Source organism: Amycolatopsis sp. NPDC039088 (assembly GCF_055598845.1).
Map to the genome: position 1 here is coordinate 113613 of NZ_JBVKAE010000011.1, position 26595 is coordinate 140207.

Annotated in this window: 28 protein-coding genes and 1 pseudogene; 15 read left to right on the top strand and 14 right to left on the bottom strand. The window is 67.8% G+C overall.

The features are described 5' to 3' along the window. Positions 1-15: 15 nt before the first annotated feature. Positions 16-705, bottom strand: coding sequence for an alpha/beta fold hydrolase (locus ACZ7KI_RS16555; protein WP_470273975.1), 690 nt, complete (start codon positions 703-705; stop codon positions 16-18). 21 nt (positions 706-726) lie between these two features. After that, positions 727-1227: an ATP-binding protein gene (locus tag ACZ7KI_RS16560; protein WP_465507311.1), complete on the bottom strand. Its 501-nt coding sequence runs from the start codon at positions 1225-1227 to the stop codon at positions 727-729. Positions 1228-1411: 184 nt separating this feature from the next. On the opposite strand from ACZ7KI_RS16560, the gene ACZ7KI_RS16565 reads away from it, so the two are divergent. Both ACZ7KI_RS16565 and ACZ7KI_RS16570 read left to right on the top strand, forming a co-directional pair. After that, a complete protein-coding gene (locus ACZ7KI_RS16565; protein ID WP_465507293.1) occupies positions 1412-2023 on the top strand; it encodes a LysE family translocator in 612 nt (203 codons plus the stop codon). 11 nt (positions 2024-2034) lie between these two features. After that, entirely contained in the window at positions 2035-2685 is a 651-nt protein-coding gene (locus ACZ7KI_RS16570) for a B3/B4 domain-containing protein (RefSeq protein WP_470273976.1), read from the top strand. On the opposite strand, the gene ku is transcribed toward ACZ7KI_RS16570, so the two are convergent. Next, positions 2672-3649 (bottom strand): non-homologous end joining protein Ku, encoded by a 978-nt coding sequence (ku, locus tag ACZ7KI_RS16575; protein WP_470273977.1) that lies wholly within the window; start codon positions 3647-3649, stop codon positions 2672-2674. The genes ACZ7KI_RS16570 and ku overlap by 14 nt on opposite strands. Positions 3650-3711: 62 nt before the next feature. Then, positions 3712-3990 carry a YggT family protein gene (locus ACZ7KI_RS16580; RefSeq protein ID WP_470273978.1) on the bottom strand — a complete coding sequence of 93 codons (279 nt, stop codon included), beginning with the start codon at positions 3988-3990 and terminating at the stop codon, positions 3712-3714. 432 nt (positions 3991-4422) lie between these two features. On the opposite strand from ACZ7KI_RS16580, the gene ACZ7KI_RS16585 reads away from it, so the two are divergent. From ACZ7KI_RS16585 to ACZ7KI_RS16595, 3 genes are all read left to right on the top strand, one after another. Further along, the gene (locus ACZ7KI_RS16585) at positions 4423-7356 is read left to right on the top strand and encodes an AfsR/SARP family transcriptional regulator (RefSeq protein ID WP_470273979.1); all 2934 of its coding nucleotides are present in this window, start codon (positions 4423-4425) and stop codon (positions 7354-7356) included. An 80-nt stretch (positions 7357-7436) separates the two neighbouring features. Further along, the gene (locus tag ACZ7KI_RS16590; RefSeq protein WP_465462692.1) at positions 7437-7559 is read left to right on the top strand and encodes a hypothetical protein; all 123 of its coding nucleotides are present in this window, start codon (positions 7437-7439) and stop codon (positions 7557-7559) included. A 59-nt stretch (positions 7560-7618) separates the two neighbouring features. Beyond that, positions 7619-8692, top strand: a complete 1074-nt coding sequence (locus ACZ7KI_RS16595; RefSeq protein WP_470273980.1) for a SagB/ThcOx family dehydrogenase — start codon at positions 7619-7621, stop codon at positions 8690-8692. Between the two features lie 63 nt (positions 8693-8755). Here ACZ7KI_RS16595 and ACZ7KI_RS16600 read toward each other — a convergent pair whose 3' ends face one another. From ACZ7KI_RS16600 to ACZ7KI_RS16620, 5 genes and pseudogenes are all read right to left on the bottom strand, one after another. Further along, entirely contained in the window at positions 8756-9589 is an 834-nt protein-coding gene (locus tag ACZ7KI_RS16600) for a hypothetical protein (RefSeq protein ID WP_470273981.1), read from the bottom strand. 250 nt (positions 9590-9839) lie between these two features. Beyond that, positions 9840-10253 (bottom strand): annotated as a pseudogene (locus ACZ7KI_RS16605) (HNH endonuclease signature motif containing protein); the annotation flags it as partial. 330 nt (positions 10254-10583) lie between these two features. After that, positions 10584-11171 (bottom strand): DUF305 domain-containing protein, encoded by a 588-nt coding sequence (locus ACZ7KI_RS16610; RefSeq protein ID WP_470273982.1) that lies wholly within the window; start codon positions 11169-11171, stop codon positions 10584-10586. A gap of 46 nt (positions 11172-11217) precedes the next feature. Further along, positions 11218-11604 (bottom strand): DUF6153 family protein, encoded by a 387-nt coding sequence (locus tag ACZ7KI_RS16615; RefSeq protein ID WP_470273983.1) that lies wholly within the window; start codon positions 11602-11604, stop codon positions 11218-11220. 19 nt (positions 11605-11623) lie between these two features. Beyond that, positions 11624-11995 carry an ArsR/SmtB family transcription factor gene (locus ACZ7KI_RS16620; protein WP_465507283.1) on the bottom strand — a complete coding sequence of 124 codons (372 nt, stop codon included), beginning with the start codon at positions 11993-11995 and terminating at the stop codon, positions 11624-11626. A gap of 75 nt (positions 11996-12070) precedes the next feature. On the opposite strand from ACZ7KI_RS16620, the gene ACZ7KI_RS16625 reads away from it, so the two are divergent. Then, positions 12071-13069 carry a cation diffusion facilitator family transporter gene (locus tag ACZ7KI_RS16625; protein WP_470273984.1) on the top strand — a complete coding sequence of 333 codons (999 nt, stop codon included), beginning with the start codon at positions 12071-12073 and terminating at the stop codon, positions 13067-13069. Next, entirely contained in the window at positions 13066-14112 is a 1047-nt protein-coding gene (locus ACZ7KI_RS16630; protein ID WP_470273985.1) for a winged helix DNA-binding domain-containing protein, read from the top strand. The genes ACZ7KI_RS16625 and ACZ7KI_RS16630 overlap by 4 nt, the downstream gene beginning before the upstream one ends. Here ACZ7KI_RS16630 and ACZ7KI_RS16635 read toward each other — a convergent pair. Further along, entirely contained in the window at positions 14105-15262 is a 1158-nt protein-coding gene (locus ACZ7KI_RS16635) for an epoxide hydrolase family protein (RefSeq protein ID WP_470273986.1), read from the bottom strand. The two genes, ACZ7KI_RS16630 and ACZ7KI_RS16635, sit on opposite strands and share 8 nt — an antisense overlap. 67 nt (positions 15263-15329) lie before the next feature. On the opposite strand from ACZ7KI_RS16635, the gene ACZ7KI_RS16640 reads away from it, so the two are divergent. Then, entirely contained in the window at positions 15330-15722 is a 393-nt protein-coding gene (locus ACZ7KI_RS16640) for an NUDIX hydrolase (RefSeq protein WP_470273987.1), read from the top strand. Positions 15723-15727: 5 nt separating this feature from the next. On the opposite strand, the gene ACZ7KI_RS16645 is transcribed toward ACZ7KI_RS16640, so the two are convergent. Beyond that, positions 15728-16936 carry an MFS transporter gene (locus tag ACZ7KI_RS16645; protein WP_470273988.1) on the bottom strand — a complete coding sequence of 403 codons (1209 nt, stop codon included), beginning with the start codon at positions 16934-16936 and terminating at the stop codon, positions 15728-15730. 80 nt (positions 16937-17016) lie between these two features. Here ACZ7KI_RS16645 and pdxR point away from each other — a divergent pair, with 80 nt between their 5' ends. The 4 genes from pdxR (at position 17017) to ACZ7KI_RS16665 (ending at position 20098) form a co-directional block, all read left to right on the top strand. Next, positions 17017-18444 (top strand): MocR-like pyridoxine biosynthesis transcription factor PdxR, encoded by a 1428-nt coding sequence (gene pdxR / locus ACZ7KI_RS16650; protein WP_470273989.1) that lies wholly within the window; start codon positions 17017-17019, stop codon positions 18442-18444. 155 nt (positions 18445-18599) lie between these two features. Further along, positions 18600-19043: a single-stranded DNA-binding protein gene (locus ACZ7KI_RS16655; protein ID WP_465507276.1), complete on the top strand. Its 444-nt coding sequence runs from the start codon at positions 18600-18602 to the stop codon at positions 19041-19043. A 27-nt stretch (positions 19044-19070) separates the two neighbouring features. Then, a complete protein-coding gene (locus ACZ7KI_RS16660) occupies positions 19071-19379 on the top strand; it encodes a cupin domain-containing protein (RefSeq protein ID WP_470273990.1) in 309 nt (102 codons plus the stop codon). 92 nt (positions 19380-19471) lie between these two features. Next, positions 19472-20098: a TetR/AcrR family transcriptional regulator gene (locus ACZ7KI_RS16665; protein ID WP_470273991.1), complete on the top strand. Its 627-nt coding sequence runs from the start codon at positions 19472-19474 to the stop codon at positions 20096-20098. On the opposite strand, the gene ACZ7KI_RS16670 is transcribed toward ACZ7KI_RS16665, so the two are convergent. The 3 genes from ACZ7KI_RS16670 to ACZ7KI_RS16680 form a co-directional block, all read right to left on the bottom strand. Then, positions 20088-21038, bottom strand: a complete 951-nt coding sequence (locus ACZ7KI_RS16670; protein ID WP_470273992.1) for a hypothetical protein — start codon at positions 21036-21038, stop codon at positions 20088-20090. The genes ACZ7KI_RS16665 and ACZ7KI_RS16670 overlap by 11 nt on opposite strands. A 194-nt stretch (positions 21039-21232) precedes the next feature. After that, positions 21233-22102 (bottom strand): hypothetical protein, encoded by an 870-nt coding sequence (locus tag ACZ7KI_RS16675; RefSeq protein ID WP_470273993.1) that lies wholly within the window; start codon positions 22100-22102, stop codon positions 21233-21235. A gap of 20 nt (positions 22103-22122) precedes the next feature. Further along, a complete protein-coding gene (locus tag ACZ7KI_RS16680; RefSeq protein WP_470273994.1) occupies positions 22123-23310 on the bottom strand; it encodes an OmpA family protein in 1188 nt (395 codons plus the stop codon). A 291-nt stretch (positions 23311-23601) separates the two neighbouring features. On the opposite strand from ACZ7KI_RS16680, the gene ACZ7KI_RS16685 reads away from it, so the two are divergent. The 3 genes from ACZ7KI_RS16685 to ACZ7KI_RS16695 are packed head-to-tail and all read left to right on the top strand — an operon-like array spanning position 23602 to position 26585. Continuing rightward, positions 23602-25092, top strand: coding sequence for a PfkB family carbohydrate kinase (locus tag ACZ7KI_RS16685; RefSeq protein ID WP_470273995.1), 1491 nt, complete (start codon positions 23602-23604; stop codon positions 25090-25092). Then, a complete protein-coding gene (locus tag ACZ7KI_RS16690) occupies positions 25085-25681 on the top strand; it encodes a GTP cyclohydrolase II (protein ID WP_470273996.1) in 597 nt (198 codons plus the stop codon). The genes ACZ7KI_RS16685 and ACZ7KI_RS16690 overlap by 8 nt, the downstream gene beginning before the upstream one ends. Positions 25682-25703: 22 nt before the next feature. Next, positions 25704-26585 carry a hypothetical protein gene (locus ACZ7KI_RS16695; protein WP_470273997.1) on the top strand — a complete coding sequence of 294 codons (882 nt, stop codon included), beginning with the start codon at positions 25704-25706 and terminating at the stop codon, positions 26583-26585. The last annotated feature ends 10 nt before the right edge of the window (positions 26586-26595 follow it).

Below are 26595 nucleotides of genomic sequence, written 5' to 3' on the forward strand. Positions count from 1 at the left end.
GAATGGAGCCTTGCTCTAGAACAGGGAGGCGGCGGCGAACGCCTCCGGGGCCTCCTGCGGAACGTTGTGCCCGACACCCGGCAGGACACGGTGCTCGTACGCGCCCGTGAAGTACTCGCGGTCGCCCACCGCGCTGGGCCCGCCGACGCCGTCGTCCCCGCTTTCCAGCACGACCGTCGGAACCGTGATGACCGGTTCCTTCGCGATCAGGTCTTCGAGCGGCTGATAACGGGGATCCCCTTCCGCCAGACCGAACCGGTGGCGATAGGAGTGGATGACGACGTCGACGAAGTCCGGGTTGTGCAGGCTGGGGGCGCTGGCCGGGAACGCCGCGTCGGCGCCGGCCCAGGTCGGCGACCAGGTGCGCCACAGCAGGGCGCACAGCTCATCGCGATTCTCCGCGAGCCCGCGGCGGCCTCGCTCGGAATGAAAATAGAACTGGTACCAGTAGGTGCGTTCCCACTCGGGTGGTGCCTGTTGCCCGGAGCGGGGCGTCGCGTCGTCGAGGAACCGCGTCCCGCCGAAGCCGCGCAGATAGGGGACGTACACCGAGGCCCCAGCCGCGGCGAGGACCGGCGCGACCTCGTCGTAGGCCCGCACGTCGTAAGGGAACCCGTGAAGCAGGATCACCGGCGACGCGTGCGCGTCACCGGTGTGTTCGTACTCGATCTCCAGAACAGGTGTCGTGGCACGCTTCGGACCCATCCTCGGATCCTTTCACGAGAATCAGCCGGACCAGCCGCTCAGCCGGGACAAAAGCCGTTCGAGAACCTCGGGATCCGCGCCGACGGGCTCACCGGAGACGGGCTCGTCCACCAGCGTCCGGCGGTCGCCCCGGCGCGGCAGGCGCACCTGCCCGGCGGACAGGCCACCGGGCAGCGGCAGCTCACACCACGTGGTGACTCCGCCGGTCTCGCTCGGCGCCACCCCGGTCCGCTCCCCCGGCGCCGGCGTCGGCGTGGGAAGACCGTCCAGTTCGTGGTCGACCTCGATGACCAGGACGTCCGACCGCAGCCGCAGTCTCAGCGTGAAGAACGGCGGCTCCTTCGGGTCGGCCGCGTCGACCAGCACGCCCACCAAGCGGGCGGCGGCGGTCTTCGCCTGATCGAGCAACGGTCGCAAGGACCAATCCGAGAGGATGAGACGGACGAAGAGCTCGGAGCACAACAGGGCGTTCGGTTGTGCCACCAGCCGGAGGTCGTCCATCTGCGAGGTGCGCGCGCTCAAACCTTGGCCTTCCTCGTCGACGTGCGAGCGTGCATCATGCCACCCCATCCGGTGACGGACTCCGACCGCCTCGACACCGTAGACGATCTTCCCCGCACCGTGGTCCAGACAAGACTTTTGGCCCAGTGGAGTGACACAGCTTTGGCTCTGTCCATCGGACCAAAGAACGCGCAGAGTGGACGGCGTGAGCATCGCCTTCCTGATCACCACGCTGGTCGTGGTCGCCACGCCCGGCACCGGCGTGGTCTACACCCTGTCCGCCGGACTCGCCCGCGGGAGACGCGCGAGCGTCATCGCCGCGACGGCCTGCACCCTCGGCATCATCCCGCATATGGTCGCCGCGATCACCGGCCTCGCGGCGCTGCTGCACGCGAGCGCGGTCGCGTTCGAAATCATCAAGTACCTCGGCGTGGCCTACCTTCTCTACATGGCGTGGGCGACGTTGAAAGACCGGGACGCGATCGTCGTGGAGGGTGATCCCGAACCGAAGTCGGCGCTGCGGACGATCACCTCTGGCGTGCTGATCAACGTCCTGAACCCGAAGCTGACGCTGTTCTTCTTCGCGTTCCTGCCCCAGTTCGTCCCGGCGGGCGAACCCGGCTCCATCCCCCGGATGCTGCTGCTGAGTGGGGTGTTCATGCTGGCGACGTTCGTGGTGTTCAGCGTGTACGGCGTCCTCGCCGCCGGGGTGCGCCACCACGTCATCTCCCGGCCGCGCGTACTCGCCTGGATGCGGCGGATCTTCGCCGGTTCCTTCGCCGCGCTCGGCGCCAAACTCGCGTTCACCACCCAGTAGACAGGTTTCGTATGCGACTCCAGCACAACCCCGACGTCCGCACCGAGCATCCCGGCCTCGCCGTCGGCACACTTTCGGCCAGCGGAATCACCCCTGACACACCGGTCGACCTCGACAAGTTCCTCGCGCGGGCGGCGCGGCGGCTCGCGGACGGCCCGGAATCGGAGCTTCCCGAGATCCAGGCGTGGCGCCGGGCGTTCGCCAAGATGGGGCTGAAGCCGACGCAGTACCGCTGCGCGTCGGAATCACTGCTGCGCCGTCTGCGGAAGGAAGGCACGCTTCCCCGCATCCACCCGGTGATCGACCTCTGCAACGCGGTTTCGGTCGCGTACGCCATCCCGGTCGCGGTACTCGACGTCGCGAAGGTCAGCGGCTCGCTCGAAGTCCGTCACGCACGGGGCGACGAGAAATACGTGACCTTCGCGGGCACCGTCGAGCATCCGAATCCCGGTGAGGTGATCTTCGCCGACGAGGACGGCCAAGCTCACGCGCGGCGGTGGACGAACCGGCAGAGCGGGCATTCCGCGGTCTCGGCCACGACGTCCGACGTCCTGATCGTTTCGGAAGGACTGCACGCCACGGCGGCGGAAGACGTCCGGCTGCTGATCGAGGCCATCGCGAGCGAGCTGGCCGCGGCGGGCGTCCAGGTCACGAGGCCTTGAGCGCCTTCTCCAGTCCGGCGCGTGTCATCTTCGACCGCCCCTTGATGTCCCGCTCGCGCGCCAGCTTCTCCAGATCCGCCTTCGACAACGAAGACAGATCCTTCTGCGCGGACGCCTTCTTGGCCGGGGGCTTCTTCGCCGGGGATTTCTTGGCCGTTCCCGCCTTACCGCCGGAACCCTTCTTCTTGGCCTTCCCGCTCTCGACACTCTTCGAAAGCGCCTCGAACAGGTCGACGACCTTGGTCGGCTCACCGGGTTCGGTGGCGGGGGTGATGGTCTCGCCCTTCTTCTTGGCGTTGATCAGCTTCCGCACGCGATCGGTGTAGGTGTCGTGATACTCCTCGGGCCGCCAGTCGTCGCTCATCGCGTCGATCAGGTTGAGGGCCATGTCGAGTTCCTTGCCGCGTGCCTGCGCCTTGCCGGGCAGTTCCGGCAGCTGCTCGGCGGGGTCGCGCAGATCGGCGGCGAAATGCAGGGTGTTGAGCACCATGACGCCGTCGCCCGAACGGACCAGTGCCAGGTACTCGCGGCCACGCATGACGAATTTCGCGATCCCGGCGCGGCCCGACGAGCGCATCGCCTCGAGCAGCAACGCGTACGGCCGCTCGAATTCCGCTTTGGCGGGCGCGAGCCAGTACGTCTTGTCGAAGAACATCGGGTCGATGGCGTCCAGTTCGACGAAGCTCTCGACGTCGAGCGACTTCGACCGGCCGGGGGCGATCTCGTCGAGTTCCTCGGGTTCGACGACCACGTACTCGCCGCCGTCGAGCTCGTAGCCCTTGACGATGTCGTCGTAGTCGACTTCCTTGCCGGTGCGTTCGTTCACCCGCCGGTACCGGATGCGGTCCTCGGTCCCGCGCTGGAACTGGCGGAAGTGCACCGTGTGGTCCTCGACCGCGCTGTAGAGCCGGACGGGAACCGTCACCAGACCGAGCGAAAGCGAACCGCTCCAGACCGGGCGCATGGGCACTCCTCACTCTCTCCTTCCTCGCCCTGGTACCCGGAATCGCGGACGATCACACCTGGTCAGAGGTTGAACGCGACCGACTGCAGGATGACCACCGCGATGAACACGATGGTGAAGGCGAGGTCGAACGCCACGCCGCCGGCCCGCACCGGAGGGACCACGCGGCGGACGGGCGCCAGCACGGGTTCGGTCAGCCGGTGGGTGATCCCGCGGGCCCGGAACGACCAGGAGGGCAGCCGGGAGGCGAGATTGACGGCCCAGTCCAGCACCATCCGGGCGACGAGCACGATCAGGAACAGGGTGAGCAGGAAGCCCAGCAGATCGCCAAGAGCACTCATAGCGGCACACTCCTCTTTGCTCCAGTGTGCCGTGCCTTGCTGGGAACAGCCTGTGACGGGAAAGGGCTCCCAGGGCGGTTGGCCACCCCCAGTACGAAGGCCAACCGCCGCGGAGCCCCTGCATACGATTCGGCGCGCTGCCCCGTCGCGCCGAACCTGTCAAGCTGTGCCTTTCAGCTTTCCAAGGCCCTGCATCGGAATTACATCGGCTCTCCACCGGCGGGCATCCGCGCAGTTCAGGGAGGACCGGGAGTAGAATGAGAGCCGTTCCAAGGCAGGCGCACGCCCGCCCGTTAGGCCGAATGCCGCACGGCGTACCCCGCGCCGACCTGGCTGGAGGCCACCGCGGTGGGTTAGGGTGCCGGTCACCCGGCGAGCGGACTGGGAGGTAGTGCGTGAGCACGCTCACGGTCTCGGACGACATAGTGGCATATGACCGCCGGTCCGTTACCTGAATCGGCGGGATCGCCCCGGACATCCGGCGATCCGGCACAAACCGGTCATCCTTCTCAGCTCAGCTTCTTCGTCCTCGGCCCGCTCGAAGCCCAGGTCGACGGCGTGTCCGTCCGGCTCGGCGGACGCCGTGAACAACGTCTGCTCGCCTGTCTGCTGATCAACGCCGGCCGGCTCGTCCCGGCGTCGTACCTGATCGGCACGATGTGGCCGGACAGGCCGCCGAAGACAGCGGTCCGCCAGGTCAGCAACGCGATCGCGCGGCTGCGGCACGATCTCGGCGTTGCCCGGTCGGCCGTGGTCACCACCGGCTCCGCCTATCGCATCGTCACCAGCAGCGCCTCGGTCGACTCGGTCCGCTTCGAAGCGGACTACCGCCAGGGCGCCGAACTCCTGGCCGCCGGGCTGATCTCCCAGGCGGCGGCGAAACTCACGGACGCGCTCGCGCTCTGGCGAGGCCCGGCCTTCGACGGGCTCGAAGGCGACGCCATCGAGCAGACAGCCCGTCGTCTCGACGAAGAACGGCTCGCCGCCACTGAACTCCTCATCGGCGCCAGGCTCAGGCTCGGCGAGACCGACGCGGCGGCCCGCCAGGCCTTCGACCTCGCCGCCTGGCATCCGACCCGCGAGACATTGCAGCGACTGACCATGCTGGCGCTCTACCGGGCGGGCCGTGGCGCCGACGCGCTCCGGACGTTCGATCGGAGCAGGATCGCGCTCGCCGAGGAACTCGGCGTCGACCCCGGTACCGAACTGAGCGCGCTCCACCAGCAGATCCTGCGCACCGACCCCGAACTGATGGAGGACGCCGCCCTCGTCCGGTACGGCGTCGGCGGGCTCCGGGCGGGGGCGGACACTGTCGGCAGGCGCGAGGACGCGGACGCGCGGAAGGCGCTTTTCCCCCGGCCCGCGCAGCTGCCCGCGGACCTCCCCGCGTTCGGCGGTCGCGCCGCGGAACTGCGGACCGTCCTCGAAATCGGCCGGGACGGCTCGCTGGCGGGTCCCCGGCTCATCGCGATCGACGGGATGCCGGGTGTCGGCAAGACCGCGCTGGCCGTCCACGCCGCGCATCTGCTCGCGCCGCTGTTCCCCGACGGCCAGCTCTTCGTGAACCTGGAAGGGTTTTCGCCCGCCGGCGACCCGGTCGACCCGGCCGCGGCGCTCGAGGCGCTGCTGCGCTCGCTCGGCATCCAGGGTTCGGACATCCCCGCCGGAACCGGCCAGCGCGCGGCGTTGTTCCGCAGCTGCCTGGCAGGCAAGCGCGTTCTCCTGGTGCTGGACAACGCCATCAGCGCGGCGCAGGTGAGCCCGCTGCTGCCCGGCTCGGCCAGCTGTTGCGTGCTGATCACCAGCCGGACCCGGCTCGCCGATCTCGACGGCGCGGAGCTGCTGTCCCTGGAACCGTTCAGCCGAGCGGACGCGGTGGACCTGCTCGGCCGGATTGTCGGGCCGTCCCGGCTGAGAAGGGAATCCCCCGACGCGGCCGACCAGGTCGCGAGCCTGTGCGGCGATCTCCCGCTCGCGCTCGCCGTCACGGCGAGCAGGCTGCGGGCGCGGGCTTCCTGGACGCTCGACTTCGTCGCCAGGCAGTTGCGCGACGAACGGAACAGGTTCGGCGAACTCACCGCCGGGGAACGCGACGTCGCGGGCGCGTTCCGAGTGTCCTATCTGAACTTGACCGAAGCCGAACGTCGGGTGTTCCGACGTTTGAGTCATCATCCCGGTGCCGCTTTCGACCTCCATTCGACGGCGGCGCTGGCGGAAGTGGACCTCGCCGAGGCCCGCCGCCTTGCCGAACGCCTGGTCGACGTGAATCTCTTGCGGCAACCGTCGATGGACCGGTACGAAATGCACGACCTTCTCCGCAGTTACGGCCGTGAACTGCTGCTGACGGAGGAGCCGGAACACCAGCGCGAAGCGATGATGCGACGGCTGTTCGACTACTACCGCTGCACCGTCGCCGCCGCGATGGAATTCATCGACCCGGATTCCGAAGAGGAGTCCGGTGGCGGCCCCGAAGTCCCGAAGAGCGAGTACGGGCAGTCCTTCGCCGACTACGACCAGGCCGCGCAGTGGATGGACGACCACTGGCAGAACGTCCTGCCGGTGGCCGTCGCGATGAACAACCACCAGCACTATTCGGACCTCGTGCCGTTCTGCTCGTCGGTCTGGCGCTACTTCGACAACCGCGGCTATTACCGCCAGGCCAGGGAACTGGAGACTCTCGCGCTGTCCGCCGCGCGGGTCACGGGGAGCGTCGTCCTCGAGTACCAGGCCTTGCACATGTACGCGTTGACCCTGTGGCGGCTCAACGAATTCACCGAGGCGAACCGGCTGTTCAACGAGGTGTTCGAACTGGCGGCGACCACCGGCGACGTGCGGATGCAGTGCCGGGCCAGGGGCAACTCGGGGGTCACCCACTGGCTCAAGGGCGAGTCGGACGAGGCGATCGAGCACCTCGGCTGGGTCCGCGAGACCGCCCATACCCACGGCAGCGTGCTCATCGAAGCCCGCGCCAGGCATCGGATCGGGCTGATCCACACCGAGAACAGGCGCTATCTCGAGGCCGCCGAGGAACTCGACCAGGCACTTCGGCTGGCTCACGACAACGAATCACCCGATCTCGAGGCGGAATGCTTTCTGGCCCTCGGTATCAATTCGCGCGAACTCGGCGATGCCGCACTCGCGGTCACCCAGTTCACCACCGCGGTGGAAGTACTCGACTCGACCGGGAATCGCAGCATGCTGCCCATCGCGCACAAGGAGATGGCGAGCGCGTTCGACATTCTCGGTGAGCGATCGAAAGCGGACCGTCATCGCCGGTTCGCTTTGCGGTTGTACACGGATCTGGGCATTGCGGACTCCGCCGACGTTCGTGAACTCAAACAGCGCCTGAACGATCACTCGGCGTAATTTGTCGTACTGCTCCGGTACTCTGTTGGTGTCGGTAATTCACTTGACCGGACCAACCGTTCACGGAGAGGATCGGCCGCATGCACGACGAAGACGATGACGAGTTCCTGCTCGAACTCGAAGCGGAGTACAAGGCACAGAGCACTTGGGGCGGGTTCGAGCCGCCGCCGCACGGTGGCCCTCCTTTCCGCTCGCGACACTGAATGACCGGGCATATTCGGAACGTATTCACTTAACTGGGGACTGGGGCGCAAGACATTCGATGCTGGTAAGGGTTTCCTCTTGCGGAACGCTCTATTGGTCCGATGGTGACGTGATCTGGGACGATCACCTCGGGCATCGCCAGCTCAAACTCGCCGAAGGAACCGAACGCGTCCTGCGCTGGTTCAGTTCTTGGCGAGAACCGGAATCGATACGTGAAGCGGACGAGAATCCCGAGACAGGGGAAAGGCTCGTCCGTATCGCGCGAGCGATGATCCGGTACGACGTGCTGGTGGTCAGAGGGTCTTCCCGCCAACGGCGGGAAGAAGAGATCCTTCGGGATTGGGGCCCTTGGGGGACGTCCGCGCGGGCGTTCCACTTCGGTACCCGTTCCTTGCGTGAGACCGAGTTCACGGCCGGCGAAACAACCGCGAAAACCTTGCTGGAGAAGGCGAAGGCCAGTCCTCCGCCTTCTCCGGTGAGGCCGCCGGGCGAGTACGACGCGATACCGCTGCCCGAACCATCGCCGGAACCCCTGAACGCGATCGGCCTCGGCGAAGCGCTCGACAAGCGCAGGAGTACGCGCGAGTTCGGCGAAGAACCCGTGCGGCTAAGCGATTTGAGCGCACTTCTCACCGCGGCCCGGCCGACCAGGCCGGAGACGCATCCCGACATCCCGGCCACCGGCAACGTCTTCAAGACGAGCCCGTCGGGCGGGGCGAGGCATCCGACCGAGGTCTACGTCTACGCGAGGAACGTCGAGGGCCTGGATCGCGGCGTGTACCACTACGACGGCTTCCGGCACGGGCTCACGCCACTGGACGGCAAGATCGACGACGACGAACTGGTCGCCCTCGCCGGCGATCAGCAGTGGACCCGAAACGCCGGCGTACTGCTGATCTACACCAGCGTCATCGAGCGGAATCAGTGGAAGTACCCGATAAGCCGGACATATCGGGTGCTGCTGATGGACGTCGGTCATCTCAGCCAGACCGTCTACCTGCTGGCGACGGCGCTCGGGCTGAACATCACGTTCACCGCGGCACTTCGCGACGAACTGGTCGAAGAACTCCTCGGCTGCGACCCGGCGAACGAACTGGTGCTCGGCATGTCCGTGCTCGGTACCCGCGTTTGAGCGGTTCGTTCTCGGGGAGGCTCGGCCGTCGCCGTTTTCCGGCGAGCACACGGTGCTGGAGTGTCACGACGGGATCGTGGGTTGTCTGCTGTGACGCTTGTTGCGTAATGCGTTCCGGATGCGCGATCCCAGAAGCTGAACAGCGACAGTCACCGTGATGGCGAGTACGAACGCGGCGATGCCGAGTGGACGTGCGAACACGGCAATCGTGAGGCAGAAGGCCGCGAACCCGACCAGGCCCCTCAGCACGCCCGCCAGTGCTCGCGTGGTCACCACAGACCCGTGTTGCGCATGGACGAAGCCGGCCAGAACGCTGGTCGCGATGGGGAAGGGCGCCAGCAGACCGGTCCAGTCGGGGCCCAGTGCGGTGGATGCCGTGGTGACAGTGAGCACCAGGATGCCCGTGGCGACAGCGCGGCCCGGCAGGTCCCACCGCGGTGGCGGGGACTGCTTCGCCCCAACTGGGTGTTCCGGCTCGGTTTTCGGCTCGGTTTTCGGCTCGGGTTTCGGCATGGACAGCATCGCGACCGCGGTCGCGGCCAGTGCGCACGCGAAGGAGACGAACACCGGGACGTGGACGAAGGACAACGCGAGGTCCGCGCCCAGAACGGCGGTCCAGGTAGTGGCTGTGGTGACGAACCAGCCTGCCCGGCGGGCGACATGGGAGAAAACCACGGCGAACACGGCAAGCGATACGAGCCCGACCAGTGAGGACTTCGCGGCCCCGGTGACGAAGTCCGCGCCATGCTGTTGGTAGGTGATGAACAGAATCGGCCCGGCCACGATCGGGAGTCCGACGAGCACACCCGCGACAGCCGGTCCCCATCGGCGGCCGGCCAAGGCGGACACCACGACCAGCAGGGGCGCCAGGAACAGCTTCAGCAGCAGGAGGTCCACTTGCCAGTAGTCTGCCAGAGGTTCCGCCGCCTGTGAGGGTGGTTGTCACCCGCGCTCATGAGCGAAGAGCCTCGCGAACTTGTGCTTCCATGACTGTCGGCTCGGCGATCGTGGACCAGTCGAGGCCGGAGCACTCGGCGGCGGCGTGCTGGTAGAGGGCGATAGACCCCGCAGCACGAAGAGACCACGGCACGCGCACACAACACACGCTGAGGCACACGCCACGCCGTCGCCGATTTCCGGCAACGACTCAAAACGGCGGCGGTTCCGCGGCCACACGCGGCTCATGCAACGGCGGAGGCGAGCTGTCGTAACTCCGCCCCGTCGGCGTCGTCACCGTAAGAGTGCCGTCCGAGGCAAGCCGGTAAACCCAGCCGGGTTCGTCTTTGAGCCGGTGATCACGGCGACAAAGATCGACCAACTCGTCGGCGTTGGTGTGGCCGCCGAACTGCCACGGCAGCGCATGATCCAGATCGCAGGCCTGCGCCGGCCGATGACAGGCCGGTCTTCGGCACTCACGATCCCGCACCCGCACGAACTCACCCAACCCCGCCGACGGCCGATACCGATCCCGCCCCAGATCCAGCACCTGCCCGGATAACGGATCAGTGATGATCCGACGCAACACCGTATCCGGCCCATTAGCGATCTCACGGGCCAGCGAATCGCGATGCCGAGCCAACTGCGCGACAGCGCGGAACCGGACCGCCTCCAACCGCGTGATCCCCTCCGACGCCGCCTCGGCTACATCCACAGTATCCTTATTCCCCAACATATTCAGCGAAGCATTGACCTCCCCCAAGAGATCCGACTCGGTAATTTCCTTCAATAGCGCCAAAGTCGCATTAGAAGTGTCCACACACAGAACGTACAACCGGCCACCGACAGTTTTCGAAAGCTGCAGGAAATCCGCATCCGGTGAGCACGCGCCGCAGCCCACGCATGTTTCCGGGAGGCGGTGGCACGGGCCGACCGACCCGCGCCACCGTCCCACTCAGCCGAGCAGTGCCCGCATCTCGGTGATCTCGGCCTGCTGACCGTCGATCACCTTCTGCGCCAAAGTCTTCACCTCGGCGTTGTTTCCTTGCCGCAGCACGGTCTTCGCCATCTCGAGCGCACCTTCGTGATGTTCGACCATCATCTCCAGCCACTGCCGGTCGAAGGCGGCGTCCTTGGCCTGACCGAGTTTCGCGAGATCCTCTTCGGTCATCATGCCGGACATCGGGCCGTGCGCGGAGTGCTCGCCCGACGGCGCCACTCCCCAACCTTTCAGCAATCCGGTCAGCTGCTGGATCTCCGGATCCTGCGCCTTCTGGATCCGCGCGGCGAGATCGACGACCTTGGCGTTGCGAGTGCGGCCGTCGACGAGTTTCGCCATCGCGATCGCCTGTTCGTGGTGCGGGATCATCCCTTGCGCGAACATGACGTCGGCTTGGTTGTGCCCGGCCTGCTGTGGGGCGGGCACGCTCATCGTGGACATCGCGTGCCCGCTGGAAGCGGTGTCGGAGCTCGCGCATCCGGTGAGCACGGCGAAGGAGGCCAGGGTGGCGAGCGCCGCCCCGACCGGTTTCCTGCTGGTCATGGTTCTTCCTCGGATCGTTTCGGATAGGGCGGGACGAACCCGCCTGTCACACCCGCAACACGCAAAGGAAGGACAATCTCTCGGGCACCGGTCTCCAGCGCGGCGGATCACGCCCTGAGGCCGGACCACCCGCCGTTCGCGGGCGCCACGTCACCCCGGTCCGTCCATTTCGGACGAGCAGCCAAGTGATGATCAGGAGCACGGCCGCGGCGAGAACCGCGAGACACAGATGCAAACCACTGTGTCCGCCGTCGCCACCGTTGTCGTGCGAAGGAGCGTCCGGACAACACGGGTCCGCCATCGCGACGGCGGAGGTCTCGTGTCCCGCGCCGTGGCCGGATTCGGCGATGACGTGATGCATGCCGACCAGACCCAGTGCCACCACGCACAACAACAGCCACCGCAGGGCGGCCGGGTACGAGGACTGGGTCACCGCTTCACCGTAGCCGGATTCAGGGGGCCGCCGGCCGGTGGGGTTTCGCCGTCGAATGCAGGGCGGGGATGTCGCGATCGATGTGGTCGGCGTGGAACAGCGCTTGCGCGAGCAGCCCGCGGACATGGTCGTTGGCCGCCGAGTAGTACACGAACGTCCCCTCACGACGCCCCTTGACCACTCCGGCGAGCCGCAGTTTCGCCAGATGCTGGCTGACCGCCGTCGGCGCCGCGCCCGCCAGGTCCGCGAGACAGGCGACCGAGGACTCGCCCTGCAGCAGCGCCCAAAGGACTTTGACCCGCGTCGGATCGGCGAGCAGCCGGAAGGTCTCCGCGGCCAGGTGGACCTGTTCCTCGGTGGGCATCTCGAAATCCGGAACCGACTCGTGCATGGCAGGAGGATACCGGTTATCCTTCTGTCTGCGTACCTGCATGACTGCGCAGGTAGCATGACAGTGAGGTGGGAGATGACCGGACACGGGCATGGTCACGGGCACAGCCACGGCCACGAGCCGGGGAAGAGCCGCCTCCGCCAGTTGCTGACGCCGCACAGCCACGACAGCGCCGACCGCGTCGACACCGCGCTCGAGACCAGCAAACGCGGCGTCCGGACGCTGATCTGGTCGTTCGCCGCACTGTTCGTCACCGCCGTCGCCCAGCTCGCGCTCGTCCTGGTCACCGGCTCGGTCGCCCTGCTCGGCGACACGATCCACAACTTCGCCGACGCGCTGACCGCGGTCCCGCTCGGCATCGCCTTCCTGCTCGGCCGCCGCGCCACCACCCGCCGCTACACCTATGGACTCGGCCGTGCCGAAGACCTCGCCGGGGTCCTCGTCGTCTTGCTCATCGCCGCCTCGGCCTTCCTCGCCGGATACGAATCGATCCTGCGGCTGCTCGACCCGCGACCGGTTCAGCATCTGTGGGTGGTCGCGGTGGCGGGGGTCATCGGCTTCGCGGGTAACGAACTCGTGGCCAGGTACCGGATCACGGTCGGCCGCGAGATCGGGTCCGCCGCGCTGGTCGCCGACGGGCTGCACGCGCGGACGGACGGTTTCACCTCGCTCGCGGTCGTGCTCGGCGCGGTGGGGGTCGCGGCCGGTTTCCCGCCGGCCGACCCGGTCGTCGGCCTCGCCATCACGGTCGCGATCCTGTTCGTCCTGCGCGATGCCGCCAAGGAGGTGTTCCGCCGCCTGATGGACGCCGTGGACCCGGCCGACGTCGATCGCGCCGAACGCGCGGCCGCCGAAGTCCCCGGCGTACTCGGCACGCGGGATCTGCGGATGCGCTGGATCGGGCACAGCCTGCGCGCGGAATTGGCGGTGTCGGTCGAGGCCGGGCTGACCGTCACGGAGGCGCATCACCTCGCCCATCGCGTCGAACAGCGGCTGCGCGAGGTCCTGCCGCGGCTCGCGGAAGCGGTCGTGCACACGGAACCGGCGAACGCCCATGAGATCGTCAACGGGTGACGCTGTCCGACGACGACATCCGCGCGGTCCGCGCCCGCGCGCAACTGCTCAGCGCCCCCGCCGCGGACGTACTCGCCGTGGCCAGGGCGGTCGCCGCGATCCAGGCGCAGTCGAGTCCCGCGGCCAGGCTCGCGGTCCGCGCCCGCAGCCGGAGCCTGACCTCGTCGGACGTCGACACGTCTCGCGAGGTGAGCCGCACCTGGCTGATGCGCAAGACGCTCCATCTCGTCCCGACAGCCGATCTCCGCTGGCTGAACCGGCTCTTCGGCCCACGCAACGCCCAGGCAGGCCAGGGACGACGCAGGCAACTGGACCTCTCCGACGAACTCTGCGAACGCGCGCTGAAGCACCTACAGAATCTCTTGCCCGGCAAGGCACTCACCCGGCAGGAGATCCTGAAGGGCTTGGCGGCCAACGGGATCGTGCTCGACGCGACGTCACAGGCGCCACCCCACCTGCTGGCGTACGCGGCCAACCGCGGCTTGATCTGCCGAGGACACGACGACGGAGCGGAGCCGACGTACGTTCTGCTCGACGAGTGGAGCACCGAGGGGAACGATCCGGCCGACCCGCACGCGGAACTCGCCCACCGCTACCTGACCGCGTACGGCATCGCGACGGCCGAGGACTTCAGCACCTGGTCCGGGCTCACGCTCGGTCTCTGCCGCAAGGCCTTCGACGCACTGGATCTCGTGGCCGCCGGCCGCGGCTTCGCGCTCCGGGAGACCGATCTCTCCGCTCCCCCTTGTCCCCCGCGTCTGCTCGGCGCTTTCGACACCTACCTGCTGGGCTACCGGGACCGCGGGCCGCTCCTCGACCCGGCACACGCGAAACGTGTCAACTCCGGCGGCGGGATGATCGCGCCCACCGTACTGGTGGACGGCCGGATCGCCGGGACCTGGCGCGTCAAGCGAACCGCGAAGCTGACGAAGGTCGTCATCGAACCCTTCGCCGCGCTTTCGCGGTCAGCCATCGCCGGACTCGAGTCCGAAGTGGACGATTACGGTCGATTCCTCGGCGAAGCGGCCGTCCTCGTCATTTGAGAGACCGGAAGAATTCCCGTACGTCCGCGATCAGGATCTCGGGCTCCTCCAAGGCGGCGAAGTGCCCGCCACGGTCGACATCGGTCCACCGCACGATCGTGTGCGCGTCCTCGGAGTAGCGCCGGATCCCGACGTCGTGCGCGAAGATCAGCGCCGCTGTCGGTACGCCTGAGTTCTTCTCGACGGCTCCCCAGGTTTCCGCCTGTGCGTAGCCGACGTACGCCGACGATGCCGCCGTGCCGGTGAGCCAGGTGAACATGACGTTGGTCAGCAACCGGTCGCGCTCGATGATCTCTTCCGGCAGCGTCGGACGCGGATGCGTCCACTCGCGGAACTTGTCCATGATCCAGGCCAGCTGCGCGACCGGGGAGTCCACGAGCCCGTAGCCGAGGGTCTGCGGCCGCGTCGACTGGATCGCGATGTACCCGAACTCCTCCCGCATGAACGCTTCGATCCGGTTGACGCGGTCACGTTCGATGTCGGTCAGCGACGCGCGTTCCTCCTCGGACAGGGACATCGGGGGCATCGGCGTCAGTCCACCGTTGACGTGCACACCGATCACCTTGTCCGGCGCCGCCCTGGCCACCTCCGGAGACACGGAAGCGCCGAGGTCACCGCCCTGGACGCCGTAGCGTTCGTAGCCGAGCCGGCGCATCAGCTCCGCCCAGGCACGGCCGATCTTCGGCATGGTCCAGCCGGACTCCGAGACAGGGCCCGAGAAACCGAAGCCGGGCAACGACGGGATGACGAGGTGGAACGCTTCCGCCGAGTCGTCACCGTGCGCCTTCGGATCGGTGAGCGGTCCGACGACGTCGAGGAACTCCACCACCGAACCGGGCCAGCCGTGTGTGAGGATCAGCGGTGTCGCGTCGGCCTCGGGCGAGCGGACGTGCAGGAAGTGAATCCGCTGCCCTTCGATTTCCGTGGTGAACTGCGGAAAACGGTTGATCTCGCGTTCCGCGGCACGCCAGTCGTAGCCGTCGCGCCAGTACTCGGCGAGGCCGCGCAGCCAGGCCACCGGCACCCCCGTGTCCCAGCTGTCGCCAGGGAGCGGAGCGGGCCAGCGCGCGGCGTCGAGCTTCGCGTGCAGTTCGTCCAGCTGCTCCTGGGGGATGTCGAGGTGGAAGGGGCGGATCTCCGTGTTCTCCATGACGCTCACGCTACGAGTAATTGCGGACAGGTTCGGTCCTCGATCGACGAGTCCCTAAGATGCGCTGGTGACGGACAAGTACTTGGCCTACGGCAGGCTCAGCCGCGGCGGGAAGATCCTGTTCATCCGGCGGCGGCCGGGCTCCTTTCTCGGTGGCCGCTGGGAATTGCCGGGCGGGACCGTCGAGCCGGGCGAGCCGCCGTCGGACACCGCGGTGCGCGAGTTCGCCGAGGAGACCGGGCTGACCGTGCGGATCATCGGCGAACGCGGCGCCCACAGCTGGGACGACGTCGAGGGCAGGCCGATGCGGATCCACGCCACGGTGTACGCGCTCGCCGAAGACGAGCCGGGCGAGGTCGTGCTCAATCCCGACGAGCACGACGCCTTCGCCTGGTACACCCCGGAAGAGGCGGCGATGCTCGATCTCGCCGCGCATTTCCGGCGGTCGCTCGAAGACTGAGGAGCTCACACCCCGGCGAGCGCCGGAGCGGCTTGGGCGCTCCGGGTCCGCTCGGCCCAGCGGACCACGGGCCCGATGAGCGCGCCCGCCAGCAGGAACAGCCCGCCCAGTACGACCCAGCCCGCCGCACCGCCCACCAGGATGAGGCCGGTAAGCAGCACCGGGCCGAGCATGCGGGCGATGGCAGTTCCGGCACCGAAGAGCCCTTGGTACTGGCCCTGTTTGCCGTCGGGCGCGAGACCGAAGCCGATTTCCCACGAGCCCGCCGCCTGGGCCATTTCCCCCACCACCTGCAACGCGGCACCCGCGAGCAGGACCAGCGCCGCCGTCCATGCCGAACCACTCATGGCGGAGACCGAGAAGACCAAGCAGGAGAAGAAGAGCAGCGCCCCCGCGTACCGGGCGTAGCGAGAGGCACTGCGCAGGCCGGTCACCCCGCGCGCCACTCGCACCTGGAAGACCACGACACTGGCGGTGTTGAGCACCAGCATCGCCGAAACCAGCCAGCCGGGAGCCGCGGTCCGCGTCGAGATCCACAGCGGCAGGACCAGGCTGAACAGCGGCATGTAGAGCAGCATGATCATGTTGAGCAACGCCAGCAGGGCGTACGGGCGGTCGCGGAGAACGGCCACGGACGGCTCGCCGGTCCGCACGGGCACCGGAGCGACCGAAGGCACCTTGCGAAGGACCAAAGCCGCCGCGACGAAGCTCAGCGCGTCGATGACGAAGACGGTCAGAAAGGCTTCGCGCGTACCGATGGCGAGAGCGATCCCGCCGAGGGCCGCGCCGGTCGCGATCCCGGCGTTCGACATCGCCTGCAACCGGGCACGGAACGTGGTGCGCCCGGCCGGGTCGACCAGCCCGGCGAGCAATGCCTGCCGCGCCGCGCCGAGACCGCATTGGAAGCAGGCGTAAACGCAGGCCGCGATCACGAAGGCCACGACCGAACCGACGAAGAGGAAAGCGGCGACGGACGCCGCCGTCCCCAGCCCCAGGAACACGGCGGTCCCCTTCGGCCCCCGCCGGTCGGCCAGCTGTCCCAGCGCGATCCCGGCGACCGAGCCGACCGCCCAGCCGACGGTGAGGCCGAGGCCGACCTGCTCGGGCGAGAGCCCGACGATCAGGGTGAAGTACAAGGCGGAACTGACGTAGTAGGCGCCGTCGCCGACGGAACTGATCAGCTGAGCCAAAGCCAGTCGTTTCGTGGACTCCATGCACTCAAGCTAGCCGCCGCATTGGCCATATCCCAGTTCCAATTTCGCACGGTTTGATTGGGCCAATGTAGGCTCGGTGGGTGCCGTTCCACATCGGCCTCGACGGCCACACCGATCTGGCCGCGCGGATCTACCGGCAACTCCGCGACGGCATCCTCGACGGACGTCTGCGGCCCGGCGAACGCCTGCCACCGACCAGGGAATTGGCCCGCGAACTCGACGTCTCACGCAACACCGTCGCGGTCGCCTACGAGCGGCTCACGGCGGAGGGTTTCCTCAGCGGGCACGTCGGCCGCGGGACGTTCGTCAGCGCGGATCCCGTGTCGCGGGCGGACCGCGCCGCCCCGGCGGGCGCCGGAGTGCGGCCGTCCGCCCGGTGGCGTGCACTCCCGGCCCCGCTCGGCGCCGATCGGTCCGTGCCCGACTTCGACTTCCGCGTCGGGGCCCCGGATCCGGCCCTGTTCCCGCTGAGGACCTGGCGGCGGCTGGTCGGCCAGGCGCTGCGGCCCTCGTTGCTCCCGCGCTCGGGATACGCCGATCCGGCCGGGCTCGAAGCACTGCGGGTCGCGATCGCCCGGCATATCGGCGCCGCCCGGTCGGTGCGCGCGAGCGGCGAGGACGTCCTGATCACCCAAGGGGCGCAACAGGCTCTCGACCTGATCGGCCGGATCCTGATCGAACCCGGCACGCGCGTCGCCGTCGAAGACCCCGGTTATCCGCCGGCCGAGCGGCTTTTCGCCTCCCTCGGCGCCCGGATCACGAAGGTGCCCGTGGACACCGAAGGCCTCGACGTCACGGCACTCGTCCGAGGGACCCGTCTGATCTATACGACGCCCTCGCACCAGTTCCCGCTCGGCACGCCGATGTCACTCGCCAGGAGGACGGCGTTGCTGGCGTGGGCGGAGCGGAACGACGCGGTGATCGTCGAGGACGATTACGACAGCGAGTACCGGTTCTCAGACCGGCCCCTCGAACCGCTCCAAAGCCTGGACCACCACGGCCGTGTCCTCTACGTCGGATCCTTCTCGAAGACGCTGCTTCCTTTGCTGCGTATCGGTTTCCTGGTCGCGCCCGCCTCGCTGCGGCCGGCCTTGCGGCAGGCGAAACAACTGGCGGACTGGCACGGCGACCTCGTCACCCAATCGGCCATGGCGAGTTTCATCGACGAAGGCCTGCTCGCCCGGCACGTCCGCAAGTCGACTCGGGAATATTCGGTGCGGCGCGAACGGATTCTGGCCTTCGTACGCGACGAACTGCGGGACGAGCTGGAGATCGTGCCTTCGAGCGCCGGGCTTCATTTGTGCGCACCGGTCGCTCCACATGCGACGGTCACTGTGGACGATGTCGTCACGGCGGCGGCGCGCGCCGGGGTGGCCGTCGAAAGCCTGTCCAAGTACGGGGGGACACGCGGCGGTCTGGTGATCGGTTACGGACTGGTCGGCGCCGAGCGGATCGATGAAGGACTTTCCCGGCTCGGCACGTGCGTTTCGGCCGCCCGGGTGTCGTGAGAGGGAACCTCACGGCACTTTCCGGCTTGAACCTCCCTTTCACGACCTCCGAGCGCGAGGGGCGTGGAGAAACTGTCGTACCCCGGTGGTCTCCTCTTCCCAGGCGACAGCGGGCCCCGGCCGGGGCCCGCGCGCGGAAACGAGGAGGAAGTCCCATGGCCGGAGAAACGGTGCTCACGGTGATCGGCAATCTGACGACCGACCCGGAACTGAGGTTCACCCCGTCGGGCGCGGCGGTCGCGAACTTCACGGTCGCGTCGACCCCGCGCGTGCTGGATCGCGCGAGCGGGGAATGGCGAGACGGCGACCCGCTGTTCCTGCGCTGCACGCTGTGGAAGCAGGCCGCGGAGAACCTGACCGAATCACTCACCCGGGGCACCAGGGTCATCGTGCAAGGCAGGCTGAAGCAGCGATCGTTCGAAACGAAGGAAGGTGAGAAACGGACGGTGGTGGAACTCGACGTCGACGAGATCGGCCCGTCACTGCGCTACGCCACGGCGAAGGTGAACAAGGCGGGCCGCAGTTCGGGCGGCACCCCGTCGGACGGCGCCTGGGAGCGAACGCCGGTGACCGCCGGGAGCCCGGAACCGCCGTTCTGAACCCCGCGCCGGGGTTAAAGTGGCCGGATGAGCACCGAAACCCTGGAAAACGTCGAAGGCCGCGACATCGGCTCCGGGATCTCGATCATCCGCGAGCGGACCGACGTCGACGGTGCCGGACCGAAGCTGCACCGGCATCCGTACGGCGAAACGTTCGTCATCCTCCGCGGCCGGGCGAGGTTCACCATCGGCGCGGCCGAACGGGAGGGTGGCGCGGGCGAGGTCCTCGTCGTGCCCGCGGACACCCCGCACAAGTTCGCCGTGATCGGACCGGAAGTCTACGAAGCCGTCCACATCCACGAAAGCGACCATTTCATCACCGAGTGGCTCGAATAAATTCTGTCGCACACAAGAAAACCGTTCCGGGGCTAGACTCCGACGACGTGCTCGTGGCCGGCGGGCACCCGAGGCGACGGGAACCGGGAACTGTGACCGACGTGGCGGACCGTAGCGGTGATCCAACCCGCCAGGTGGACAGATTCGACCAACGACGTGCACAGCTGGCGATGTCGGCTCTGGTCACGTTGTCCGAACTCGGCTATGCCCGCACGAGCCTGCGGGAGATCGCGCAGAACTCCGAGTTCTCCCACGGTGTACTGCACTATTACTTCCGGAACAAGGTCGAGCTGATCACCTACTGCGTCAAGCAGTACAAGGCCGAATGCGTCACCCGGTACGACCGGATAGCCGAGACCGCGAAAACGGCCGAAGAACTGAAGCTGGCCTTCAGCACCGCGATGGTGGCCACGCTGCGCGAAGACGCCCGGCTGCATCGGCTCTGGTACGACCTGCGCAATCAGAGCCTGTTCGAAAAGGTGTTCCGGGCCGACGTCCTGGCCATCGACGAGACACTCGAAGGAATGATCTGGCGGATCGTCGCCCGGTATGCGGAACTGCTCGGCAAGCCGCTGGATCTGACTCCGTCCACGACGTACGCGCTCTTCGACGGCCTGTTCCAGCAAGGCCTGTTGAAGCACCTCGCCGGCCGGGAAGACGCGGCGAAGTGCCTTCAGGATTCGGTCGAGCAGGTCCTGGCGAAGATCTTCACCACTTGACGGTCGGATACCAGATGACGCCGGTCCGGCCCAGCACCCGCAGATCCCAGTACAGCAGGGTGAACGTGCCGGCGACCAGTAGCGCGGCACCGGTCACCACGGCGATCCTCGCGGGCTTCGCGAGCATCCACCGCTGCAGCCGCCCTCCCGTCCCATGGGTCAACAGGAGGAACAACAACGACATGACCAGGATGTTGCCGACCGACTGCAGCGCGAAGGCGGCGGCGCCGTAGAGGACGTTGTGGCTTTCGGCCGCGCTGCGGAACATGATCCGGAACAGCGGGAACGGGCGGCCGATCAGGAATCCGCCGATGAGCGCGCCCATCAGGACGAGTGGTGCGGGCGGGAAGCGGCGCGTGAGACCGGCGATCGGGTTGCGGACGATGCCGACCGAAGCCAGGCCCAGCACGATGAACACGATCCCGATCACGCCGTAGACGATCATCGACTGGATGTTGCGCGGTGTGAGCCCGCCCGGCGAGGACGCGGTCGAGAACTGCGGCATCCGGGTGCCGACGAGCGCGACGATGACGCCGTACACCACGGAAACGGTCAGCATGCCCGCCGCGATCCAGCCCAGCGGCTTCATCGTGTCGACGAACTTCGGCCGCCCGGCGGTCTTTCCGCCGACGAGCGGGGCGACGGCGCCGAAGGCGGCGATGTTGCAGGCGGTGAACGTTCCGGCGAGTCCCGAGACGAAAGCGAAGAACGTCCCGGCCAGCACTCCGCCGATCGGGGTCTCTTTGGCGTTGTGTCCCAGCAGGGTGTTGGCCACGCTGTCGCCGATCACACTGTCCACAAAGGGCGCGGACCAGAGCACCGTCAGCAGGAAGCCGGCGAGGACGGACCAGCACACCACTCGCCACCGGTGTTCCGGATACGGTCCGGAACCGAGGAAATTCGCCTGTGGGGCAACGGGAACGCGTTCGGTGACGGACATGCGGACCTCCAGCGGCAGATGGCTTCCCCCGGGATCCGGGATCCCTCGTGCTCATCGTCGTTCCACCACCGGAGGCGCGCCACCTCCAAAGTGCCGATCTTCGTTTGGTCCGACCGGCTCCGGGTAATCCTGATTCACCGGTACGGCGGGTGCCACCGAGCGAGCCGATCCGCTACGGCGGCCCCCGCGACGTACTAGGTCGTGTCCACCTTGGTCCGGAACGGATACTCTCCTTCGAGCCGTTGCAGTTGGGCCGTCAGCTCGCCGATGCGGACCTCGTACTCGCGGCGCAGCGATTCGCAGCTCATGATCATCGAGCTGTAGCACCGCAGATCGTCCTGTTCCAGCGATCCGTCGCGGAACGCCGTCCAGAACACCAGCGCGGCCGAAATGAGCATCACGAAGGCGACCAATACCGCCAGCAGGAAGGCGAGACTGTCGAGCCCGCTCAGCTCGCCTTCGGTGTAGACCCGGACGAACATCACCGCCGCGATCAGCGCCACCAGCACCACCACGGCCAGCATGCCGAGCTTCGACCCGCGGGACAGCGTGCGCCAGGTGAGCCGTCGCCGGTCGTCCTTGTTCTCCCGCTGGTTGTGCCCGAGGTGGTACAGCGCGGTCGCCGCGCCACCGGTGGCCAGCACCGAGATCACGAAGCTGATCACCAGCTGCAGACCGAGCGGGTTCGTCCAGTCGACATTGAACACCGAACTCGCCAGCCAGAGCATCACCGGGAAGTCGACCACCACCAGCCCGAAGAGGGTGAGTGCCTTCGCCGACCGCGACACCCGGTAGTGCCGCAGGCTGCCGCGTAGTTCGTCGGTGTCGATCTGCTCGGTCAGCATCTCCGCGCGGTGTTTGGCCTCGTGCACGGTCATGAACTGCCCTCGTGGCCCGATCACCGGGGTGCGCAGGACGCGGTCGGCGGCGAGCTTCAGTTCCGTGATCCGCGCGCCCAGCCTCCCCCGCGTCCCGGCGGCCGCCCGCTGGTAGTCGTCGTGATATTCCTCCACCGCCGCCCGGGGTTGGGGCAGACGGGGCGTGATCCGGTCCAAGCCGTCCATGACTGTTTCCTCCCTCTTTCTCAGTACGTGATGTCGACCCGGCGCATCTTCACGGCGACGCCTTCGTCGAAGGCACCGCCGGACATCGCCGTCATCCCTGGCGCGGTCCCCCCTCCACTCGAATCGATCGGACCTTCCACTCCGGCCGCCCGCAGCGCGCCCGCCACCGCGTTCGCCCGCGCGGCGGACAGTTCGGCCCTGCCCTGTTCGGTCGAACCCGGCGGATCCGCCGTGAACCCGCGGACGACGACCTTCGCCGACGGCCGCTCGGCCCGTTTCGCGACGATCCTCGCTGCCAGTTCCGCCAGAACCCCTTGTGCCGCGGGAGAAAGCGCGGCCGAGTCACCGCCGAAACCGAGGACGTCGTTGGACAACGTCGTCTTGGTCGTCCCGTCCGGCCCGCTGACCGAGACGATCCCCGGTACCGGGACCTCCGGCGTCGGGACGGTCCCGTTCGGCGGGCCCTCCTCGGGCCTCGCCTCGTCGACGACGCATTCGGCGGCACCCGCCGCGCGGCAGATCTCCCGCCAGTACGCGGTGAGCCGTTCCCTGGTCGGCAGGGAGAGCGGCGCCTGACGGCCCGCGGTGGCGCCGAGCCCCGTCATCACGAACCGACGGCCGTCGAGCCGCGGCAGGAGACCACGTGTCTTCAGTTCCGCCGCCAGCGCGGCCGGTTCGAGCTGCCATCCGGTGCGCCGCAGGTCGAATCCGCCCGCGGTCGACAGGCCGCTGCTGATCACGACGAGCGTCCCGTGCCCGGCGCCGCGGACGGCGTTGTCGATGCCCGAAAGCAGGTCGACGCCGGAATGCGTGGCCGCCAGTCCGCCGACGGCCTCGGCGACCCGCCGGACGTTGCCCTCGATGAGGCTTTCCCGCTGCAGCCCGTGCTCGACGGCGCCGTTGGCCCGGCGCGGCGTCAGCGGGAAGGTGCGCGCGGTGTCGCCGTCCGCCGTGGTCACGATGGCGAGGCTGCCCTTGCCGTTCTTCCCGTCGGTGGCGTCCCGGCTGTGGGCGGCCTCATCGAGCAGGCTTTCGATCCCCCGGGGCAGTGACGGACGAGGCTCGTTCGAGCTGGCCGAGGCGAGGATGACGATCCGTTCCCCGTCGCCCCCGGCCGCCCCAGCCCGGCTTCCGCAGGCGCTGACCAGCGACGTCACCAGCGCGGTGAGGATCAAAAAGATCGGTGGTGCGGCTTGCGAACGCTTCATGACGACCTCCCCGACTTTGAAGGCAAGCCCAGTGTGGCAGTTGCCGGTAACAAGCGTCAATTGCCAATCGATGTAGGCAGTTGGCAGAGACGAACTTGTGAGATACCCAACCCCTCCCCAGGTCACACTGGTTCGAATGAGTGAACAAGCCCTGCAGGGAGTCGTGACCGCACCACGAGGATGCGGCGGTATGCTCCCGCCGAGAACTACCAGGCTGCTATGACGGCAATAGCCGCCATAGCAGCCCCGGAGCCATGGCAAGTGCCGATGCGAACGGAGTAATCTATTCCGATGAGTGGTCCGGTGCCCGGCGTGGACGGCGTCCGCAGTGCCCTCGTGCGGCTGCGAACGCGGACCGGACTTAGCGCGGAGAGGTTGCGCTCCACCGAGGTCGGGGTCCGGCCGATCCTCGATCTCCCGGTGGTCCGGCAGATCGTGAACACCACGGACAAATCCGAACCCGAGGCCGCCCTGGAAGCGGTGCGGAGGATCGCCGGTCAGCTCCCGACCGAAGACCTCGTGATCGTCGACATGGCACTCTCTCTCGGCCTGCTCGCGAAGCGGTTTCCCGACGAGCCCCAGATCGAGACCCTGTACGCGGCCGACGTCGGTGAACGCCGCGAGCGTCTGGTGGAACTGTGGGAGCCGATCCACCGGTTACTCGGCGCGAACGTCCCGGAGCGGCATCTGACCGTGCGGGCGCTCCGGTCCACCCTGGAAAGCGCCGCCATCGCCAAGCTGGCCGAACTCTGTGTCAGCAGTTCCGTTCTCGACGTGGCCTTCCCCGAACCCGGCACCTCGAAGGACACCACGACCCGCGCGGCGACCGTGAGCGTGATCGGCTCGGCCGTGATCGACCACATCTACGTCGTCGACCACATCCCTTCCCCGGGGTCGTCGACGCCGCTGATCTCCTACGAGACCCACCCCGGCGGCAAAGGCCTCAACCACGCGGTGGCCAACGCCCGCCTGGGGATGGACGTGCACATGATCACCGCGGTGGGAGACGACCAGCCCGGCCAGACGCTGCTGGACTACATGGCCACCGAAGGCATGCGGCTGAACCTGGTCAAGGTGGTGCCGAACGCCAAGACACCGGTGGTCGGCGTGTTCATGACCCGCAGCGGCGGCGCGGTCCTGCTGCCGTGGATGAACGAAGGCGAGATCCGGCTCGACCCGGCCGACTTCCACACCCACTCGCTGCGCAACGTCCTCGAAGCGTCGGACGCCGTCGTGATCACCTTCGAACAGCCCATCGCGGCCACCCGTGAGGTGCTGCGAGTGCTCAGCAGCCTCAAGAAGAAGCCGTTGATCGTGGTCCGGCCGTCCCCGCCGATCGCCAGTCCCCAGTTCCTGTACGAACATTTCTCCGACATCGACTACCTGGTCGGCACCCAGTGGGAGCTGCGGGAGCTTCTTTCGGGAGCCAGCGACGAGATCACGACGGAGTCGCTGGCCGCGAGCCTGCTCATGCTCGGCGTGCACGGCGTCTGCGTCACCGAAGAATTCGGCTGCATGGTGCGGTCGGAACATCTGCGGGCGGACATCGCCCGCTTCCCGACCGCCTTACGGGACACCCCCGGAGCGCGGGAGGCCTTCAGCGCCGCGTTGATCCACCGCTTGCTGCTGAAGGACCGCAAGATCGACCAGTCCGATCTCGAATGGGCGACCGCGGCCATGACCGCCGCCCAGTCGTTCGGCGGGGTCGCGGATTCGATGCCGTTGGCGCAGCAGGTCGACCGCGTCCTCAAGGTGACTCCGGGGCACGAGAACGATGACTGAGCAACTCTTCGTCGAGCATTCACTCAGCCGGACCGGTGGCACCGGTTTCCGGGTCCGGGTCCTCGACAACGAGACAATGGACAATCCCCCGGTGGCCGCGATCTACGGCGAACCGGCCGACGATTGCCTGGTCCGGATCCATTCGCGCTGCGTCTACTCCGAGATCCTCGGCTCGGTCGACTGCGACTGCCACGACCAGGTGCTCCAGGCGAAGGTACTGATCACCGAAGCCGGTACCGGCGTGATCATCTACCTCGACCAGGAGGGGCGAGGAGCCGGTCTGCTCGCCAAGGCACGCGGGTACGTCTACAGCCAGCTGCACCAGGCCGACACCTTCGCCAGCTACCGCGCGCTGCACCTTCCCGCCGACTCCCGCGACTACACGCCCGCCGCCGAGCTGCTGGAAAGCCTGGGCTTGACCCGGGTCACCCTGCTGACCAACAATCCCGAAAAGGTGAAGGCACTGGAGTCCCGTGGGATCATCGTCAAACGCGAGCCGTCGATCGTGCCGGTGAGTGACACGGCTCGCGCGTACCTGGAGGCCAAGCGCGAGCAAGGCCACCTGATCCCGAGTCTGACCGACAGCTGAGCCACCGGATCCGCGGAGGACGATGGACTTCGACGAGGTCGCGGACGAGCTCTACGCCGGCGATCCGGCCGAGTTCGTCACGGTGCGCAACCAGCGAGCGAAAGAGGCCAAGGCGGCGGGCGAGGCCGCCTTGGCCGCACGTATCCGCGCGCTGCGGAAGCCCACGCTCGCGGCCACGATCCTCAACCGCCGGGCGGGTTCCCCCGAACTGACGGAATTGGCCCGGCTGGGCGAAGAGCTACGGAAGGCGCATTCGGCGCTGGCCGGAGCGGACCTGCGCAAACTCACCCGGCGGCGTCAGGAACTGGTGAACCAGGTCCTGCACGAGGAACGCTCGATGAGCGAGCCGGTCGCCCGCGAAGTCGAAGCGACCCTCGAAGCCGTCGTGGCCGACCCGGAAGTGGCGGCGCTGGCCTTGGCCGGACGGCTGAGCACCGGCGCGGACAGCGCGGGCGACCAGTGGTTGACGAGCGGGTTCACCCCGCGACCGAAGCGGGAACCCGCCACGGAGCGGGAAAAGCCCGCCACGGTGTCGCATTTGGACGATCGACGTAAGGCGAAGCAAAAGGCCGCCGCCGACGCCGCGTCGAAGGCCGAAGAGGAGCGGACCGCGAAGGCCCGCGAAGAGGCCGAGCGCGAACAGAAGCGGCTGGCGGAGTTCAACCGGCTCCGGCGCGAGGCGGCCGATCTCGCGAAAGCCTGCAAGCAAGCGGAAATCGACCTCGCTCGCGCCGAACGCCGTGCCGAGAAGAGCACGGAGAAGGCGAACGATCTCCGGCGGCGGCTCGCCGACGCCGAACTCGAGGAAGAGGCGGCGAACGGCGAGACCACCGCCGCCCAGGCCACTTTGGACGATCTGCGCTCCGAAGCGAAGCGGATCGATGAGGCTCTCGAAGGGTTCTAGAGACGCCGCG